At 41.0% G+C, this 17,647-nt stretch carries 14 protein-coding genes and 1 pseudogene; 13 read left to right on the forward strand and 2 right to left on the reverse strand.

Going from position 1 to position 17,647, the window contains the following annotated elements; genetic code table 11:
- The first annotated feature begins 51 nt into the window (after positions 1-51).
- From AKK44_RS03030 to ftsX, 4 genes are all read left to right on the forward strand, one after another.
- Positions 52-1,965, forward strand: a complete 1,914-nt coding sequence (locus AKK44_RS03030) for a fructose-bisphosphatase class III (protein WP_054278463.1) — start codon at positions 52-54, stop codon at positions 1,963-1,965.
- Between the two features lie 256 nt (positions 1,966-2,221).
- Positions 2,222-3,323, forward strand: a protein-coding gene (gene prfB / locus AKK44_RS03035; protein WP_152911053.1) for a peptide chain release factor 2 whose coding sequence is annotated in 2 segments (ribosomal slippage) — positions 2,222-2,293 and positions 2,295-3,323 — 1,101 coding nt in all. Because the reading frame shifts where the segments join, the coding sequence is not laid out codon by codon here.
- Between the two features lie 46 nt (positions 3,324-3,369).
- Positions 3,370-4,062, forward strand: a complete 693-nt coding sequence (gene ftsE / locus AKK44_RS03040) for a cell division ATP-binding protein FtsE (protein WP_037595127.1) — start codon at positions 3,370-3,372, stop codon at positions 4,060-4,062.
- Positions 4,055-4,984 (forward strand): permease-like cell division protein FtsX, encoded by a 930-nt coding sequence (gene ftsX / locus AKK44_RS03045; protein ID WP_054278465.1) that lies wholly within the window; start codon positions 4,055-4,057, stop codon positions 4,982-4,984. Before ftsE ends, ftsX begins: the two co-directional genes overlap by 8 nt.
- Positions 4,985-5,020: 36 nt before the next feature.
- On the opposite strand, the gene AKK44_RS03050 is transcribed toward ftsX, so the two are convergent.
- Positions 5,021-5,656: an MBL fold metallo-hydrolase gene (locus AKK44_RS03050; RefSeq protein WP_054278466.1), complete on the reverse strand. Its 636-nt coding sequence runs from the start codon at positions 5,654-5,656 to the stop codon at positions 5,021-5,023.
- Between the two features lie 136 nt (positions 5,657-5,792).
- Between AKK44_RS03050 and AKK44_RS03055 the strand changes: the two genes are divergently transcribed.
- The 9 genes and pseudogenes from AKK44_RS03055 to AKK44_RS03095 all read left to right on the forward strand — a co-directional run bounded on the left by AKK44_RS03055 (position 5,793) and on the right by AKK44_RS03095 (position 17,149).
- Positions 5,793-8,252 carry a bifunctional DnaQ family exonuclease/ATP-dependent helicase gene (locus AKK44_RS03055; protein WP_054278467.1) on the forward strand — a complete coding sequence of 820 codons (2,460 nt, stop codon included), beginning with the start codon at positions 5,793-5,795 and terminating at the stop codon, positions 8,250-8,252.
- Between the two features lie 328 nt (positions 8,253-8,580).
- Positions 8,581-9,069: a cell wall elongation regulator TseB-like domain-containing protein gene (locus AKK44_RS03060; protein WP_054278468.1), complete on the forward strand. Its 489-nt coding sequence runs from the start codon at positions 8,581-8,583 to the stop codon at positions 9,067-9,069.
- Entirely contained in the window at positions 9,066-10,253 is a 1,188-nt protein-coding gene (locus AKK44_RS03065) for a pyridoxal phosphate-dependent aminotransferase (RefSeq protein WP_054278469.1), read from the forward strand. Before AKK44_RS03060 ends, AKK44_RS03065 begins: the two co-directional genes overlap by 4 nt.
- A gap of 32 nt (positions 10,254-10,285) precedes the next feature.
- The gene (asnS, locus tag AKK44_RS03070) at positions 10,286-11,632 is read left to right on the forward strand and encodes an asparagine--tRNA ligase (protein WP_054278470.1); all 1,347 of its coding nucleotides are present in this window, start codon (positions 10,286-10,288) and stop codon (positions 11,630-11,632) included.
- A 149-nt stretch (positions 11,633-11,781) separates the two neighbouring features.
- The gene (rapZ, locus tag AKK44_RS03075) at positions 11,782-12,672 is read left to right on the forward strand and encodes an RNase adapter RapZ (RefSeq protein WP_037595116.1); all 891 of its coding nucleotides are present in this window, start codon (positions 11,782-11,784) and stop codon (positions 12,670-12,672) included.
- The gene (locus AKK44_RS03080) at positions 12,669-13,646 is read left to right on the forward strand and encodes a YvcK family protein (protein ID WP_037595114.1); all 978 of its coding nucleotides are present in this window, start codon (positions 12,669-12,671) and stop codon (positions 13,644-13,646) included. Before rapZ ends, AKK44_RS03080 begins: the two co-directional genes overlap by 4 nt.
- On the forward strand, positions 13,643-14,554 hold the full coding sequence (gene whiA, locus AKK44_RS03085) for a DNA-binding protein WhiA (RefSeq protein ID WP_054278471.1): 912 nt from the start codon (positions 13,643-13,645) through the stop codon (positions 14,552-14,554). Before AKK44_RS03080 ends, whiA begins: the two co-directional genes overlap by 4 nt.
- Positions 14,555-14,653: 99 nt before the next feature.
- The gene (locus tag AKK44_RS03090) at positions 14,654-15,679 is read left to right on the forward strand and encodes an acyltransferase family protein (RefSeq protein ID WP_054278472.1); all 1,026 of its coding nucleotides are present in this window, start codon (positions 14,654-14,656) and stop codon (positions 15,677-15,679) included.
- A gap of 73 nt (positions 15,680-15,752) precedes the next feature.
- Positions 15,753-17,149, forward strand: a pseudogene (locus AKK44_RS03095) (C69 family dipeptidase).
- Positions 17,150-17,224: 75 nt separating this feature from the next.
- On the opposite strand, the gene AKK44_RS03100 reads toward AKK44_RS03095, so the two are convergent.
- On the reverse strand, positions 17,225-17,485 hold the full coding sequence (locus AKK44_RS03100; RefSeq protein ID WP_054278473.1) for a type B 50S ribosomal protein L31: 261 nt from the start codon (positions 17,483-17,485) through the stop codon (positions 17,225-17,227).
- Between the last annotated feature and the right edge of the window lie 162 nt (positions 17,486-17,647).

Below are 17,647 nucleotides of genomic sequence, written 5' to 3' on the forward strand. Positions count from 1 at the left end.
AACCACCTGTTTCGTGCTAAAAATTCTTGTATAAGGAGCAGAGATTGTCGCATGTCTAAGTACTATCGGTTGCTAAAAGAAAAATTCCCTAGTCGGTCATCCCTAATCACAGAAATGATTAACCTAGAAGCCATTTGTCATTTGCCAAAGGGCACAGAGCATTTTTTGAGTGATTTGCATGGTGAATACGAGGCCTTTGACTACCTTTTGAGGAATGGTTCAGGCTCTATCAAAAAGAAACTGCAAGAGTGTTTTCCAGACCGAGAATTGCAGGAAATAGATGCCCTGTGTCAATATATTTATTATCCTGTCGAAAAAATTAAAGCGAATAAACATCTCTCTGAACAAGCATTAGAAGATGAATTAACTTATTTTTTACCAGACCTTTTGCAGTTGGTCAAATATATCGGAGGTAAGTACACCAGGTCAAAGGTTCGAAAAATGCTACCTGCCGACTATGCTTACATCATGGAAGAGTTGCTCACAGAGGAGCAGCCTGACAAAAACAAAGAAAGCTATTATTTTGCCATTATCAGCAAGGTTATAGAACTCAAGCAACTAGAAAATCTCTTTATTGCCTTTGCGACTTTGATTCAAAAACTAGTCATTGATCATTTGCATGTGGTTGGGGATATCTATGACCGTGGTAAGTATCCTGATTTGATTTTAGACCGACTGATGACCTTTAAAGCGATTGATATCCAGTGGGGTAATCATGACATCACCTGGATGGGAGCTGTTTCAGGGTCAGTGATTTGTATGGTAAATGTTATCCGCATTGCAGCTAGGTACAATAGCATTGCACTGATTGAGGACCGTTACGGCATTAATTTGAGAAAACTCATCGATTATAGTTTAGAATATTTTGAACCAAAGCCAGCCTTTAATCCGATTCTAGATGGCGAAATCATTTCTGAACAGGAAAATCGCATTCTAAACTGCCTCCAACAAGCCACAGCTATTTTGCAATTTAAACTAGAGCATCAGTTAATCAAACGCCGTCCAGAATTTGAAATGGCAGCTTCGAGTTTGCTTGATTTTGTTAACCCAGATCAGCAGCAAATCACTATCGAAGGCAAGACTTATCCTTTGGTTGACTTTCCCTATGACCTGGTTAATTGGGCAAACCCAGGTTCACTGACCGCTCGCGAAGAAAGCTTGGTTCAGGATTTGCTGGATCGTTTCCAACACTCTGAACGTCTGTCGACCCATGTTGATTTTCTTTTCAAAAAAGGCTCTATTTATCAGATTTCCAATAAACACTTGCTCTTTCATGGGTGTATTCCCATGCATTCTAACGGGGACTTTAAGTCAATCAATTTAGAAGGTCAGTTTTTATCAGGCAAGTCTTTGATGGATTTTTATCAGGAAAAGGTTAGGTATGCCTACCAGCACCCGACTGTTCAGGACGACTTTGCGACTGATTTGTTCTGGTATTTGTGGTGTGGCGAGGGATCATCGCTGTTTGGTAAAAAGCGCATGACAACGTTCGAGCGTTATTACATCACTGACAAAGCTAGCCATAAAGAACTAAAAAACCCTTATTACCTTTTAAGGGAAAAAGAGGACGTTTGTTGTCGCATTTTAGCAGAGTTTACCTTGGGAGAGTCAGGGCATATCGTTAATGGGCACACCCCTGTTCAAGAAAAAAGTGGCGAGATTCCTATCAAAGCCAACGGCAAAATGATTATTATTGATGGTGGTCTAGCTAAGGGCTATCAAAAGAAAACAGGTATTGCAGGCTACACCCTGATTTCAAATAGCTACGGGTTAGAACTGGTAGCCCACAAGCCCTTCTCATCAGTCGAAGACGTATTGCAAGGCGGAGGTGACATCATCTTTATTAAACGATTGGTTGAAGAAGTTGCTCACAGAACCTTGGTCAAAGACACTGATAACGGCAAACACCTCTTAAAAGAAATTAAAGACCTCTATCACTTGTATCAACATTTTGACAGCTATTAAAAAATAACAAAAAAGCAGGGCTGATTGCCCTGCTTTTTTGGTTATGAGACGCATTGTCATTAATTATTAATACTTGTCATCTGTTTGACTTGAAAATAGCATCTTTAGGATAGGAATTTTATTATATAATCAATGCTTAACTGAGTTGATTTTCTTGCTAAAGAAGTTGTTTAAAAGGGAAGTGAGCCGGTGGCAATAGCAATTGTAAAGGCTTTGTGATAAAATAAGAAAGAAAAAATATAAAAGAGGTACCAACATGGAAGTGGCAGAAATTCGCCAAAAAATAGTAGAAAACAAAGAGAAGTTGACTAGCTTCAGGAGGTCTCTTTGACTTAGATCACCTAGAAGAAGAAATCGCCCTCTTAGAGCATCAGATGACAGAGCCTGATTTTTGGAATGACAATATCGCAGCCCAAAAAACATCTCAGCACCTTAATCATTTAAAAGCAACTTTTGAGACTTTTCACCAGATGCAAGAACTATCTGATGAGACAGAGTTGTATCTAGAGATGCTAGACGAAGATGACAGCATCCAAGAAGAGTTAGAAGACAACCTTGTCAAACTAGAGGGCATTTTAGCTAGCTATGAAATGACCTTGCTCTTGTCAGATCCTTATGACCAGAACAATGCTATCTTGGAAATACATCCTGGATCAGGAGGCACTGAAGCGCAAGACTGGGCTGACATGCTCTTTAGAATGTACACCCGATTTGGAAACGCTAAAGGTTTCAAAGTTGAAACCTTAGACTATCAGTCTGGTGACGAGGCGGGTATCAAATCTGTGACCCTTTCGTTTGAAGGGCCTAATGCCTATGGCTTTTTAAAATCCGAAATGGGAGTACACCGTTTGGTACGGATCTCACCGTTTGATTCCGCAAAACGTCGTCACACTTCTTTTGTATCTGTTGAGGTCATGCCTGAGCTTGATGATACCATCGAGGTTGATATTCGCGATGACGATATTAAGATGGATACTTTCCGATCAGGTGGTGCCGGCGGGCAAAATGTCAACAAGGTATCAACAGGGGTTCGTTTGACCCATATTCCTACAGGCATTGTAGTGGCTTCGACAGTTGACCGTACGCAGTACGGAAACCGAGACCGGGCAATGAAAATGCTCCAAGCCAAGCTGTATCAGTTAGAGCAAGAAAAAAAAGCAGAAGAAGTCAATGCCCTAAAAGGGGACAAAAAAGAAATCACTTGGGGCAGTCAAATCAGGTCGTATGTCTTTACCCCCTACACCATGGTCAAGGATCATCGTACCAATTTTGAAGTGGCTCAAGTTGACAAGGTCATGGATGGTGATATCGAAGGTTTTATCGATGCATACCTCAAAAGGCGCATGTCTGATGACTAAGCCTTGCAACCCCAACGAGAGATAATGTAAAAGAAAGAAGAAAAACATGGCATTAATTGAAATGAAAGGTGTTTCCAAGAAATACCGTCGCTCAACAACTGCCCTGCGAGAGATCAATTTCTCTGTGAACCAAGGTGAATTTGTCTACTTGGTTGGCCCATCTGGAGCAGGGAAATCGACCTTTATAAAACTCCTCTACGGTGAAGAAAAAGTGTCATCAGGCTTACTGACAGTTGGTGAATTTGATTTAAACAAATTAAAACCCAAAGAAGTGCCTATTTTGAGGCGTCACATTGGAGTAGTCTTTCAAGATTACAAACTACTTCCTAAAAAGACGGTGTTTGAAAACGTGTCTTACGCAATGGAAGTTATTGGTGAAAAGCGTCGTGACATCAAAAAGCGTGTGCCTGAGGTGCTTGATTTGGTAGGGCTTAAACACAAAATGCGCTCTTTTCCAGACCAATTATCAGGTGGTGAGCAACAGCGTGTTGCGATTGCACGCGCGATTGTTAACAATCCAAAACTCCTCATCGCAGATGAGCCGACAGGGAACTTAGACCCTGATAATTCTTGGGAAATCATGCATTTGCTAGAGCGGATTAACCTCCAAGGGACCACTATTTTAATGGCGACCCATAACAGTCATATTGTGAACACTCTTCGCCACCGCGTTTTGGCCATTGAAAATGGTCGCATTATTCGAGATGAAGAACAAGGAGAGTACGGATACGATGATTAGACATTTTTTCCGACATATTTGGGAGTCGATTAAAAATCTCAAACGTAACATTTGGATGAGTCTAGCTTCTATCAGCATGGTTGCTGTGACCTTGGCTCTACTTGGTATTTTTGCAGCGACCCTACTCAATATCCAACGTGTCGCATTAGGTGTGGAAAATAACATTCGCATCAATGCTTATTTGCAAGTGGATTCAACGGACTCGCTAAAAAAGGTGCAAAACATCAACGGTGAAATTGTTGATAATGAGAATTACCATAAGATTTACAAGCAAATTGCAGCGATTAAAGGCGTGGATAAAATTGTCTTTTCGAGCAAGGACGAGCAATTGCAAAAGCTCCAAGAGACTCTGGGTGAGGTTTGGAGCATGTATGACCAAGATTCCAACCCACTCCAAGACATCTACATGATTGAAACCAAAACATCCAAACAGGTAAAACCCATCACCAAAAAAATCAAAAAAATTGCTGGTGTAGAGGATGCTGACTATGGTGGCATCAACTCAGACAAGCTCTTTAGGTTTTCATCTTTTATCCAAACCTGGGGACTTATCGGAGCGGCTATTTTCTTATTTGTCGCAGTCTTTCTCATTTCAAATACGGTGCGCATGACAATCATGTCGCGTCAGAGAGATATTGAGATCATGCGTTTGGTAGGAGCTAAAAATTCCTATATTAGAGGACCTTTCTTTTTCGAAGGGGCCTGGGTTGGTTTTTTAGGAGCTGTTTTGCCAGCCATCTTGATTTATTACACTTATGATTTTTCTTATAAGCATTTCATGCACGATTTGCAGCTGAATAATTTATCGATGTATCCAACCAACCCTTACCTTTATTGGTTGATTGGTGCCTTGTTTGTTATCGGTATTTTTATTGGATCCTTAGGATCTGTCTTATCAATGAGACGCTATCTAAAATTTTAACGAAAAGCCTTCTGACGTTTGATCAGAAGGCTTTTGTTATCTCAAAAAAGGATTGGTATTTTTCTCGTGACTAATCGTTGTTGACGGGCCGTGTCCAGGGTAGAGGCGGTAGTGGTTTGGTAGAACTAGCAACTGTTCTTTAATAGAGCGAATCAGTTGTTCGTAGTTACCAGTAGGCAAGTCCGTACGGCCGATACTCCCTCGAAATAGAGTGTCTCCTGTCAGGACTAACTCTTCATCTGGAAAGACAAAAGAGACCCCACCTGCAGAATGCCCAGGCGTTGCTAATACTGAAAAATCAAAACCTGCAATATGATAAGGCACTTGGTAATCAAAGGTTTCTTCAGCTGGTTGGCAGATGATATCTGGTAGGTCAGCGTGGCGCATCAAGCCAGACAAGTTATATTCGGGCAGGTATAACCATTCAGCCTCTTCTTTAGCGACGTAAACGGGTGGGTTTTGAAAAGCTTCTCTGACCAATTCCAAACTCATAATATGGTCGTAATGGGTATGAGTTAGCAAAATCGCTGCCACAGGCTTATCAAGTGAGCGCAATTTAGCGATAATGGCAGGGCCGTTGCTGCCTGGATCTACGACTAGTGTAGCTTTGTCGTTCGTCAGTAAATAGGTGTTTTCCCCAGCGACAGGGTTTGTCAATGTTAAAAGTTCCATACCTTTAGTTTATCAAAAATTGCCCCAATTACCAACCCTGTTTGCTATTTTACCAGGAAATTTTATGGTGTACTCGTTGTAATAAAGCGAGAATTATCAAATATAATAGGCTAAAAAATGATATAATAGGGGTACTATGACCAATGATTTTTCACGAAAATACGCTGTCATCGACTTAGAGGCAACTGGCTCAGGGGCATTGGCCTCTATTATTCAAGTAGGTATCGTCATTATCAAAGATCAAGAAATCGTCGATTCTTATCAAACCGATATTAATCCTCACGAACCTTTGTCAGACCATATCAAAAAACTAACAGGCATAACAGATCATCAATTATCTCAGGCACCAGATTTTTCTCAGGTCGCCAAAACCATCTATGAGCTAATTGAAGACTGTGTTTTTGTGGCGCACAATGTCAAGTTTGATGCGAATTTGTTAGCAGAGAGTTTATTTTTCGAAGGATACGAATTGTTAACGCCCAGAGTTGATACTGTTGAGTTGGCACAGGTGTTTTACCCAAGCTTAGAAAAGTATAGTTTGGGGCATTTGTCAGAACAGCTACAATTAGAGTTGTCTGATGCGCATACTGCTATTGCGGATGCCAAAGCAACAGCAAAGCTATTTATCAAATTGCTTCAAAAAATAGAAAATCTTCCACGAGAGACTTTAGAGGCTGTTTTGTGCTACTCAGGAAGTCTCTTATTCGAGACAGAGATGATTATCCGAGAGGCCTTATCAAAAAGTAAACCATATAATCCTCAAAAACACATCAACCTCAATGGGATTTTGCTAAAAAAAGAAAAACCTGCTTTGAAACCACGCCAAATGTCAACGGATTTTGCCATTAACACAGCCTTGTTATCCTTAGATGAGCGGGCTAGCCAAAAAGCATTTGTGCAATTCGTCGAAGAAGGGCTTGATCAGTCAGAGCCTAGTTTTATTCAGGCACAGGCAGGTATCGGAAAAACTTATGGCTATTTGTTGCCTCTTTTAGCCCATAACAAACAAACGCAAGTAGTGGTTAGCGTGCCAACAAAGATCCTGCAGGATCAAATTGTGGCTAACGAAGTCACAGCTATTAGTGAACAGTTTCACTTGGACTGTCATAGCATTAAAGGTCCTGGGAATTACATTAAATTAGATCTTTTTCAAGAAAGTCTCAATCAAAAAGATGATAATCGCTTGATCAATCGCTACAAAATGCAATTATTGGTCTGGCTTTTTGAAACATCGACGGGTGATTTGGATGAGATTAAGCAAAAGCAACGCTTTGCAGCTTATTTTGACCATATTAAGCATGACGGGGTTCTTGAGTCAACTTCTATTTTTTATGATTATGATTTTTGGAGAAAAAGCTATGAAAAGGCAAAGACGTGTCGGTTATTAATCACGAATCACGCTTATTTTCTACACCGAGTACAGGATGATAAGGCCTTTGCCAAAAATAAGGTACTGGTTTTTGACGAGGCTCAAAAGCTAGTCTTACAATTAGAGCAATTATCGCGCCAGCACATTGACCTTATGGCTTTGCTTCGGGATTTGCAACAAAGCATCAATAAACCACAATCCTTGTTAGAAAAACGACTATTAGAAGGCATTGTATTTGAACTCAGCCAGCTAGCGAGTGATTACTATCAAAAAGGTATCCGACCAAATGAAGGGTCTTGGACAAGGCTAAAAGAACACGTCAAGGAATTGCCAGATGGCGATTTTACAGAGTTAAAACGACTCTTTCAACACCAAGATGACGATTACTGGATTAGCAGTGAGCAGCAAGACGAAAAGCGCGTGACTTATCTCAATGTGTCTCGAAAAAGCGTCACTAATTTAAAAACCTTTTTGCCAGAGACTTTGAAATTATATTTTGTATCTGCGACGCTTCACATTAGCCCTCAAGTTAGCTTAGCCGATTTGCTTGGATTTGATCGTTTTGCTTACAGTGAGATTGACAAGCAAAGCCATCCTAATCAGTTGTTGTTTATCGACAAGGAAATGCCTCTAGTAAGTGACTCAACAGACCAAGCCTATGCTCAGGAAATTGCAGAGCGACTGTTGCGATTGAGTAAGCAGCCAGCCCCTGTTTTAGTTCTCTTTACCTCCAAAAAGCAGATGCTGATGGTGTCTGATCAACTTGATAGTTGGCAGGTTAGTCATTTAACCCAAGAAAAAAATGGCACGCCTTACAGCATCAAAAAACGCTTTGATCGCGGGGAGCAGTCGATGTTGTTGGGGTTAGGCGCTTTTTGGGAAGGAGTGGACTTTGTCCATGCTGATCGTATGATTGCAGTGATTACAAGACTACCATTTGATAACCCAGAGGATGTATTTGTTAAAAAACTAAGTAGCCATCTCCTCTCACAAGGCAAGAACCCTTTTAACGATTATTTTTTACCCATGGCGATTTTAAAACTCAAACAAGCCATCGGACGAACCATGCGCCGTGATAATCAGAAGTCAGCTATTATACTTTTGGATAGACGGGTCATTACAAAATCTTATGGGCAAGTGATTTTAGACAGTCTAACCAACGATTTCACAGTCTATCAGCAAAATTTTGAGGATAGCCTAGAAAAAATAAATGATTTTTTGACATAATAAAAAATGGTGATTTTTATTTAGTTAATTTAATATATTTGTTTCGCAAATGCTTATTTATAGGCATTTGTGTTTTGATTTTAATTGATAAAAAATGAATAGATAGTAACAATGATTTAGCTACCTTTACTATTTAGTGAGTATCTTAGAATCAAGGTGTTTCATTCAACAAAATGGTCAAAATCACTGACACTTTAGACGAATTTAGTGACTAATTGTTGACAAGGAAAAAGTGCCGGAGTCCAGAAGTAGAGGGCTTGTCGAGGCAACGTTTTCACATGTTACTATTCCAACATAAACCATTTTCTGATATAATAGATGAGATTACATGTCAAAGGGGAAACCATTGAACAAGCGTGAAAGATTCAAGAGTATCTTGTATGTCTGTGCTGGCCTGATTAATCTGATTTGCATAGGGGTGTTGTTTCTTTTTTATGTCCCTATTTACGAGCGAATTCAAGAAAAATCAGACCTAGTTTTGCTAGCTCAAGCACAGACGCCCCTAAAAAAAGTTTCTCACATTGAGTTTTACGATGGCCAAAAGGCCTATGCGAGTGTCTTTGGTAAAGATAGCTCAGGTCATGACCTTATTGTGAGCATTGAGGAAGGAACTCAGCACGTAATCCTTAGTGACCCCAAAGAAGGCATCAGCAAAGACGCTGCTCGTGCTGTTGCCCGTAAAAACGGTGCTAAAGACATTCAAAAGGTCGTCTTTGGCATCGACCGTCGCAACAAGGTTTGGGAGGTATGCTCTCAACAGGGGAACTACATGATTGACTTTAAAACAGGAAAACTGCTAAGAAAGGAGTGTCTATGACAAAATTATCGAAACGTGTTTTGGAAATGGAAGAAAGTGTTACTCTAGCTGCTGGTGCCAGGGCAAAAGCCTTGAAAGCACAAGGGAGGGATATTTTAAATTTAACACTAGGTGAGCCAGATTTTGTCACACCTCAAAATATCCAAGAAAAAGCTATCGAAGCAATCACTAATGGCAAGGCGAGTTTTTACACGGCTTCTTCTGGCTTGCCAGAATTAAAAGCAGCTATTGTGGCTTATATGGCAGAGCACTATGGTTACGAGGTTGCTCCACAACACATTGTAGCTGGGACAGGTGCTAAATATGTCTTGTATGCCTTTTTTATGGCCGTTTTAAATCCTGGAGATCAGGTGCTGATACCGACACCTTACTGGGTGTCTTACGCGGATCAAATAAAAATGGCTCAAGGAGAACCGGTCTTTGTTGAGGGGCTAGAAACACATCAGTTTAAGGTTACAGTAGAGCAGCTAGAAGCTGCTAGGACAGCTAAAACAAAAGTGCTTCTCATCAATTCGCCGTCTAATCCGACAGGCATGATTTACAGCAAAGACGAGTTACTTGCTATCGGTGAGTGGGCAGTGGCGCACGACATCCTAATCTTAGCAGATGACATCTACGGGTCACTGGTCTACAATGGTCATCAGTCAACTCCGATATCCACTCTCTCAGAAGCCATTCGCCAGCAGACCATAACCGTTAATGGTGTTGCAAAAAGCTATGCCATGACAGGTTGGCGTGTCGGATTTGCAGTAGGAAATCCTGAGATCATTGCTGCTATGGGTAAAATTATCGGACAAACCACGTCCAATTTGACCACCGTTGCTCAGTATGCCGCTATTGAAGCTTTCGGTGGGGATCAATCATCTGTTGAAACGATGAGGTTAGCCTTTGAAGAGCGACTCAATACGATTTATCCTTTGCTGAAACAAGTTCCTGGATTTGACGTTTTTAAACCACAAGGGGCATTTTACTTTTTCCCAAATGTGGCAAAAGCCATGGAGATGAAAGGTTATACCGACGTCACAGCTTTTGCGGATGCCATCCTAGAAGAAGCAGGAGTGGCTGTTGTGAGCGGTGCAGGATTTGGTGCTTCCAAAAACATTCGATTGAGCTATGCTACTGATCTGCAAACCCTAAAAGAGGCTGTTAGACGTCTCCACGCGTTTATGACCAGCGATTGCTAAACAATGAAGTAAATTTATAGAAAAGAGATATTATGACTAAAAAGTACGTTTCCATTATTGATGTAAAAAACCATGTTGACCAAGAAGTGACTGTTGGGGCTTGGGTTGCCAATAAATCAGGAAAAGGAAAAATTGCCTTTCTTCAACTACGTGACGGCTCTGCCTTTTTCCAAGCAGTTGCTTTTAAACCAAATTTCATCGAACGTTTCGGTGAAGAAGAAGGAACAGCCAAATTTGACACCATCAAACGCCTTAGCCAAGAGACGTCTGTTCTTGTTAAAGGGATTGTTAAAGAAGACACTCGCTCAAAATTTGGTTATGAACTTGATGTTATTGACCTTGAGGTTATTGGAGAGTCAAAAGAATACCCAATCACGCCAAAAGAGCATGGGACAGATTTCTTGATGGACAACCGTCATCTCTGGTTGCGTTCTCGTCGTCAAGCGGCTATTATGCAAATTCGTAATGCCATTATTTACGCATCATATGAGTTTTTTGATCAAAATGGCTTTATTAAATTTGATAGCCCTATTTTGTCAGGCAATGCGGCTGAAAACACTACAGAACTATTTGAAATAGATTATTTTGGCACTCCAGCCTTTCTTAGCCAAAGTGGTCAGCTCTACCTTGAAGCTGGGATGATGGCGCTTGGTCGTGTCTTTGACTTTGGTCCGGTTTTCCGTGCCGAAAAATCTAAAACACGTCGTCATTTGACAGAGTTTTGGATGATGGATGCTGAGTATCCTTTCTTATCACATGATGAGTCATTAGACTTGCAAGAAGCCTATGTCAAGGCTTTGATTCAAGGCGTTCTTGACCGTGCTCCACAAGCATTGGAGACTCTAGAGCGTGATACAGAACTTTTGAAAAGCTATATTGCAGAGCCATTTAAGCGCGTGTCTTATGACGATGCCATTAGCCTTCTTCAAGAGCATGCTTCTGATGAGGGTGCTGACTACGAGCCGATTCAACACGGTGATGACTTTGGGTCACCACACGAAACATGGATTTCGAACTATTTTGGCGTACCAACCTTTGTCGTGAATTACCCAGCTAGTTTCAAAGCCTTCTACATGAAACCAGTTCCTGGTAATGAAGCGCGTGTGTTGTGTGCAGACTTATTGGCACCAGAAGGTTACGGTGAAATCATTGGAGGCTCTGTTCGTGAAGATGATTATGAGAAGCTTTTGGCTAAAATCATTGATGAAGGGCTTAACCCAGCAGATTACGAGTTTTATCTTGACCTTCGTAAATATGGATCTGTCCCGCATGCTGGATTTGGTCTAGGTTTGGAGCGCATGGTAACCTTTGTCGCAGGGACAAAACATATCCGTGAAGCAATGCCGTTTCCACGTATGCTGCACCGTTTAAAACCATAATCACATCGCTACTAGAGTGCCCTAAGGGGCACTTTTTGCTTAGTTTGCGGATATACCCGTGAGCTTAGCCTTGCTCGGTCAAGAAGAACTATCGACGACAAGGCTTTATATGCTATAATAAAGGGTAAAAGTACCAGAGAGGAGACAAAATGTCAGAAACAAGAATCAATTTGGTGATTGTTACCGGAATGAGTGGTGCTGGTAAGACAGTTGCTATCCAGTCATTTGAAGATTTGGGCTATTTCACCATTGACAACATGCCACCAACCTTAGTGCCTAAATTCTTAGAATTGATTGAAAAAACCAACGAAACCCAAAAGGTAGCATTGGTGGTTGATATGCGCAGTCGACTCTTTTTTAAGGAAATCACTTCTATTTTAGATGACATTGAGACAAATACCAAACTGGATTTTCGCATCTTATTTTTAGACGCAACGGATGGCGAATTGGTTTCACGTTACAAGGAAACCAGACGAAGCCACCCCTTAGCTGCAGATGGACGCGTTCTTGATGGTATTGTATTAGAGCGGGAGCTTTTATCTCCTCTAAAGAGCATGAGTCAAAATGTGGTTGATACGACAGAATTAACACCAAGACAGCTCCGCCAAGTGATTTCAGAACACTTTTCTAGTGACACGGATCAAGTGTCCTTTCGCATAGAGGTTATGAGTTTTGGCTTTAAGTACGGGTTGCCATTAGATGCTGATTTGGTCTTTGACGTTAGGTTTTTACCCAATCCCTACTATTTGGTTGAATTGCGTGAAAAAACAGGCTTGGATCAAGACGTTTTTGACTATGTGATGGCACATAAAGCCTCAGAAGACTTCTATCAAAACTTACTAGCACTGATGCTGCCTATTTTGCCTGCTTATCAAAAAGAAGGAAAATCTGTTTTGACCATTGCCATTGGGTGTACAGGTGGTCAACACCGTAGTGTGGCTTTTGCGCATCGGTTGGCAGACGCCCTAAAGGCAGACTGGCCGGTTAACGAAAGTCACCGAGATAAAAATCGCCGTAAGGAAACTGTAAATCGCTCATGAAAAATCCTAAAATAACCGTTATTGGTGGTGGAACGGGCATTCCCGTTATTTTAAAAAGCCTTCGAAAAGAAGCTGTTGATATTACTGCTGTGGTCACTGTAGCTGATGATGGCGGTTCGTCAGGAGAATTGCGTAGCGCCATGCAGCTGACCCCACCAGGTGATCTGCGCAATGTCTTACTAGCCATGAGTGACATGCCAAAGTTTTATGAGCGTGTTTTTCAGTATCGCTTTAACGCGACTGATGGTGCTCTAGCAGGTCACCCGCTTGGCAACCTCATCATAGCTGGCATTTCTGAAATGCAGGGCTCTACCTATAGTGCTATCCAGATTTTGACAAAATTTTTCCATATTACTGGAAAAATTTACCCATCAAGCGAACAGGCCTTGACCTTACATGCGGTCTTTAAGGATGGTCACGAGGTTGTGGGTGAGAGTTCGATTGCCAAGTATAAAGGCATGATTGACCATGTCTATGTGACCAACACTTATAACGATGAAGAGCCTCAGGCTAGCCGAAAAGTAGTGGAGACGATTCTTGATAGCGATATGATTGTCTTAGGACCAGGCTCTCTATTTACCTCTATTTTGCCTAATTTAGTCATTCCCGAAATCAAAGAAGCCCTACGAACCACCAAGGCAGAAATTGTTTATATCTGCAACATCATGACACAATATGGGGAAACGGAACAATTCACAGATGCTGATCATGTCACTATCTTAAACAATCATTTAGGTCAGCACGTCATTGATACCGTATTGGTAAATGTCGAAAAAGTCCCACAAGCCTATATGAACTCCAATCAGTTTGATGAGTACTTGGTTCAGGTAGAGCATGATTTTCCAGGGCTTTGTCGAGAAGCTCGGAGAGTGATTTCTTCTAATTTCTTGCGTCTGGAGCATGGAGGTGCTTTTCATGACGGTGATTTGGTGGTTGAAGAATTGATGAATCTGGTGAGGATGGCGAGACGATGAGTTTTACGACAAAAGTCAAAGAAGAGCTAATTCATTTATCTCTAAGCGACAAACACGAGTTGTCTGCCATCATTAAATTATCAGGCAGTCTAGGCCTAACAAGTCAAGGGCTGACCCTGTCAATTACCACTGAAAATGCCAAAGTCGCCCGCTATATTTACGCTTTAATTGAAAATTGCTATCAGATGGTGCCAGAGATTAGGTATTATCAAAAAACCAACCTTAGAAAAAACCGGGTCTATACGGTTTACCTCGATAAGGGTGTTGACAAACTCCTGACTGACTTAAAGTTAGCAGATTCTTTTTTTGGCATCGAAACAGGTATCGAAGAGCAGATTTTCTTAGAAGACAATGCAGGGCGTTCCTATCTCAAAGGAGCTTTTTTGGCGACAGGAACCCTCCGAGACCCAGAATCGGGCAAGTACCAGCTTGAAATTTATTCGGTCTATTTAGACCATGCTCAAGACCTGGCAAAGCTCATGCAAAAGTTTATGTTAGATGCCAAAACAATTGAGCGCAAACATGGTGCAGTGACTTACCTCCAAAAAGCCGAAGACATTATGGATTTTTTAATTGTGGTCGGAGCCATGTCCTGTAAGGAGTCGTTTGAGTCCATCAAGGTCCTTCGTGAGGCCAGAAATGATATCAACCGAGCCAACAATGCCGAGACAGCTAATATTGCAAAAACCATCACAGCCAGCATGAAAACCATAAACAACATCATCAAAATCATGGACTTGATTGGGTTTGATGCTTTACCCGCTGATTTACGACAAGTCGCTCAGGTACGTGTGGCACACCCAGACTATTCTATCCAGCAAATTGCAGATAGTTTAGAGACTCCGCTAACCAAGAGTGGGGTGAACCATCGCCTCAGACGAATCAATAAAATCGCTGATGATTTATGATGCTGACTTGAGTTTAAAGAGTCAATAGATTAGGTTTTCGCAGAGAGTGCTAACTCTGATGTTTAGCGTTGTGATTGAAAGGAGTAGGATTAGCTTTTTATGACTGAGACCTCTAAAGCTGTAGAGTGCCCGCTTAATTACCAAGTGGTCAGTTTATTGCAATTTCTTTTTTCTATTTTTGTCATTGTTATCCATAGTGGGCGCTTAGTTGAAAATGAGATCGCTCACTTTGTGTTAAAGAGTGGTTTAGGCCGAATGGCAGTGCCTTATTTTTTAGTTTCTAGTAGCTTTTTTATTAGTGCCTATGGCAAGGATATTATTAGACTTCGTCGTTACACCAAGCGGTTAATGAAGCGCTATGTTTTTTGGAGTCTTCTCTACCTTCCTTATGCCTATTGGTACTTTTTGCAGCTTAAATTATCGCAGTGGTACCTATTACCAGCTCTTTTGATTGGCTTTTTTTACACAGGCATGTGCTACCATTTGTGGTATGTTCCTGCCATGATTACAGGTTGGTTGCTAGTGAGTTGGTTAAAAAAGCGGTGTGGCAAGTGGTGGACTCTTGTTATTGTGATGGTTTTGTATGGTTTAGGTGCGTTTGAGACCTACTCAGCCTTTATTGAACACAGTCTGCTATCAGATTACTTTTCTGCTTACCTTTCTATTTTTCAAACGACGCGTCATGGTCTTTTTTATACCCCAGCTTATATTTACATAGGCATGCTTTTGTACGAGCATTTTTCCTCGAAACGATTGGCTGAAAAAGGGCAAACCTATCTTCTGGTAGCCCTTGGATGCTTAGTGCTTGAAAACAGTCTTATTTTTTTCAATCAAGGTCATGATAAGAATTTTTTCCTTGCCTCTGTTCCCTTTACGGTTTTACTTGTTAAGTATAGCCTCAGGACAAGATGGCTGAAAGGCTATGATTTATCCAAGCTAAAAGAACTCAGTTTGTATTATTATGTGATTCACCCCATATTTATCGAATTGTTTCTCTTAATCTTAAGTCCTTACGGCTTTTCAAATCATATTAGAGGCAGTTTCTTGTTTGTCATGACGCTTATGGCTACACATATGACGTCGTGTTTACTGATATCAGGCAGGGCTTATTTTGCCAAGCGATAGTCACCTTGCCTTTTGAATGCTTTTTTGTTCTGTGATATGATAGTAATCAATAATACAAAGGAGCAGTAACACCATGTCATGTACAACCATTCTTGTTGGAAAAAAAGTGTCTTATGACGGTTCAATCATGATTGCACGAACCGAAGATTCTCAAAATGGGGACTTTACCCCTAAAAAATGGTCATTGTCACACCAGACAAGCAACCTAGGCATTATCAATCTGTCCTATCTCGTTTTGAAATGGACTTGCCAGACCATCCGATGACCTACAGCTCAGTTCCAGATGCTCTTGGCAAAGATGGGATTTGGGCAGAGGCAGGTGTCAATGAAGAAAACGTCGCTATGTCGGCTACTGAAACTATCACCACCAATTCTCGCGTGCTAGGAGCAGATCCTTTGGTACCTTCTGGCATTGGAGAAGAAGACATGCTGACCTTGGTCCTTCCCTATATTCATTCGGCTAGAGAAGGGGTTCTTCGTTTAGGAGAAATTTTAGAAAAGTACGGTACTTATGAGTCTAATGGCGTAGCATTTTCGGATGAAAATGAGATTTGGTGGCTAGAAACCGTTGGTGGACACCACTGGATTGCTAGACGGGTTCCAGATGATGCTTATGTAACCAATCCTAATCAACTGGGGATTGATCATTTTGAGTTCAATAACCCAGAAGACTACCTGTGCTCTGCTGATCTGAGAGAATTTATTAACCAACACCATCTGGATTTGACTTATAGTTACGAGCATTTTAACCCACGTTATGCTTTTGGTAGCCAGCGCGATAAAGACCGCCATTACAACACGCCCCGTGCCTGGGTTATGCAGCGCTTTTTTAACCCTGAAATTAACCAAGATCCACAGAGTTTTGACATTCCTTGGTGCCAAAAACCATATCGAAAAATTAGCATTGAGGATATCAAATACGTATTGAGTAGTCACTATCAAAACACGATTTATGATCCTTATGGGCCTTTAGGGGACAACGTTAGTCAAAAGGCTTTTCGCCCTATCGGTATTAATCGAACCAGTCAAACAGCTATCTTGCATATTCGCCCAAATCAGCCAAAAGAAATCGCAGCCATTCAATGGATGGCATACGGGGCAATGCCTTTTAATACGATGGTTCCCTTATTTATTCAAGTCACCCAAATTCCTGATTATTTTGCAAACACAGCAGAAGACGTTTCTACAGCTAATTTTTACTGGGTCAATCGCTTAATCGCAGCATTAGCAGATCCTCATTATCAGCACCATGCAACTGATTTAGAAACTTACATGGAAAATACAATGGCTAAAGGGCATCAGATGCTCCATAGGGTAGCAAAAGAATATGCTATGGGCAAGGCTGTCGATTTGGCAGTTGAAAATCAGCAGATGAGTGACTATATTCAGCTAGAGACACAACAATTATTAAATAAAATTCTACACGATGCTAGTAATTTGATGACAAATCGTTTTAGTCTCAGTGATTAATGTAAGATTGAGTTAAAAAAAGACATAAAAAAACCTTCTTGATAATCCAAGAAGGTTTTTTTATGAGACGATTGCTTATTTTGCAGCGTTTTCGTCTTTGAGACCATATTTTTTGTTGAAACGGTCCACACGTCCATCTGCTTGAGTGAACTTTTGACGTCCTGTATAGAATGGGTGAGAATCTGATGAAATTTCTACACGAATAAGTGGGTATGTTTGACCTTCAAACTCAACAGTTTCTTTAGAGGTTTTTGTTGAACCACTAATGAATTGGTAACCTGTAGTTGTATCAAGGAAAACAACTGGGCGATAATCTGGATGGATGTCTTTTCTCATCTTAAAAAATTTCCTTTCTGCCATGATACTGTCCGCATCATAGTTATTAACCACTCTAGTTTAACAAAACTTATCAGACTTGACAAGCTTTTTTTACGATAATTCAGAATAAATTAACAGACAAAGCAGGTCAAAGCAAAATCAAAGATTAGGGCTCCACCA

The organism is Streptococcus phocae (assembly GCF_001302265.1).
Taxonomy (GTDB): Bacteria; Bacillota; Bacilli; order Lactobacillales; family Streptococcaceae; genus Streptococcus; species Streptococcus phocae.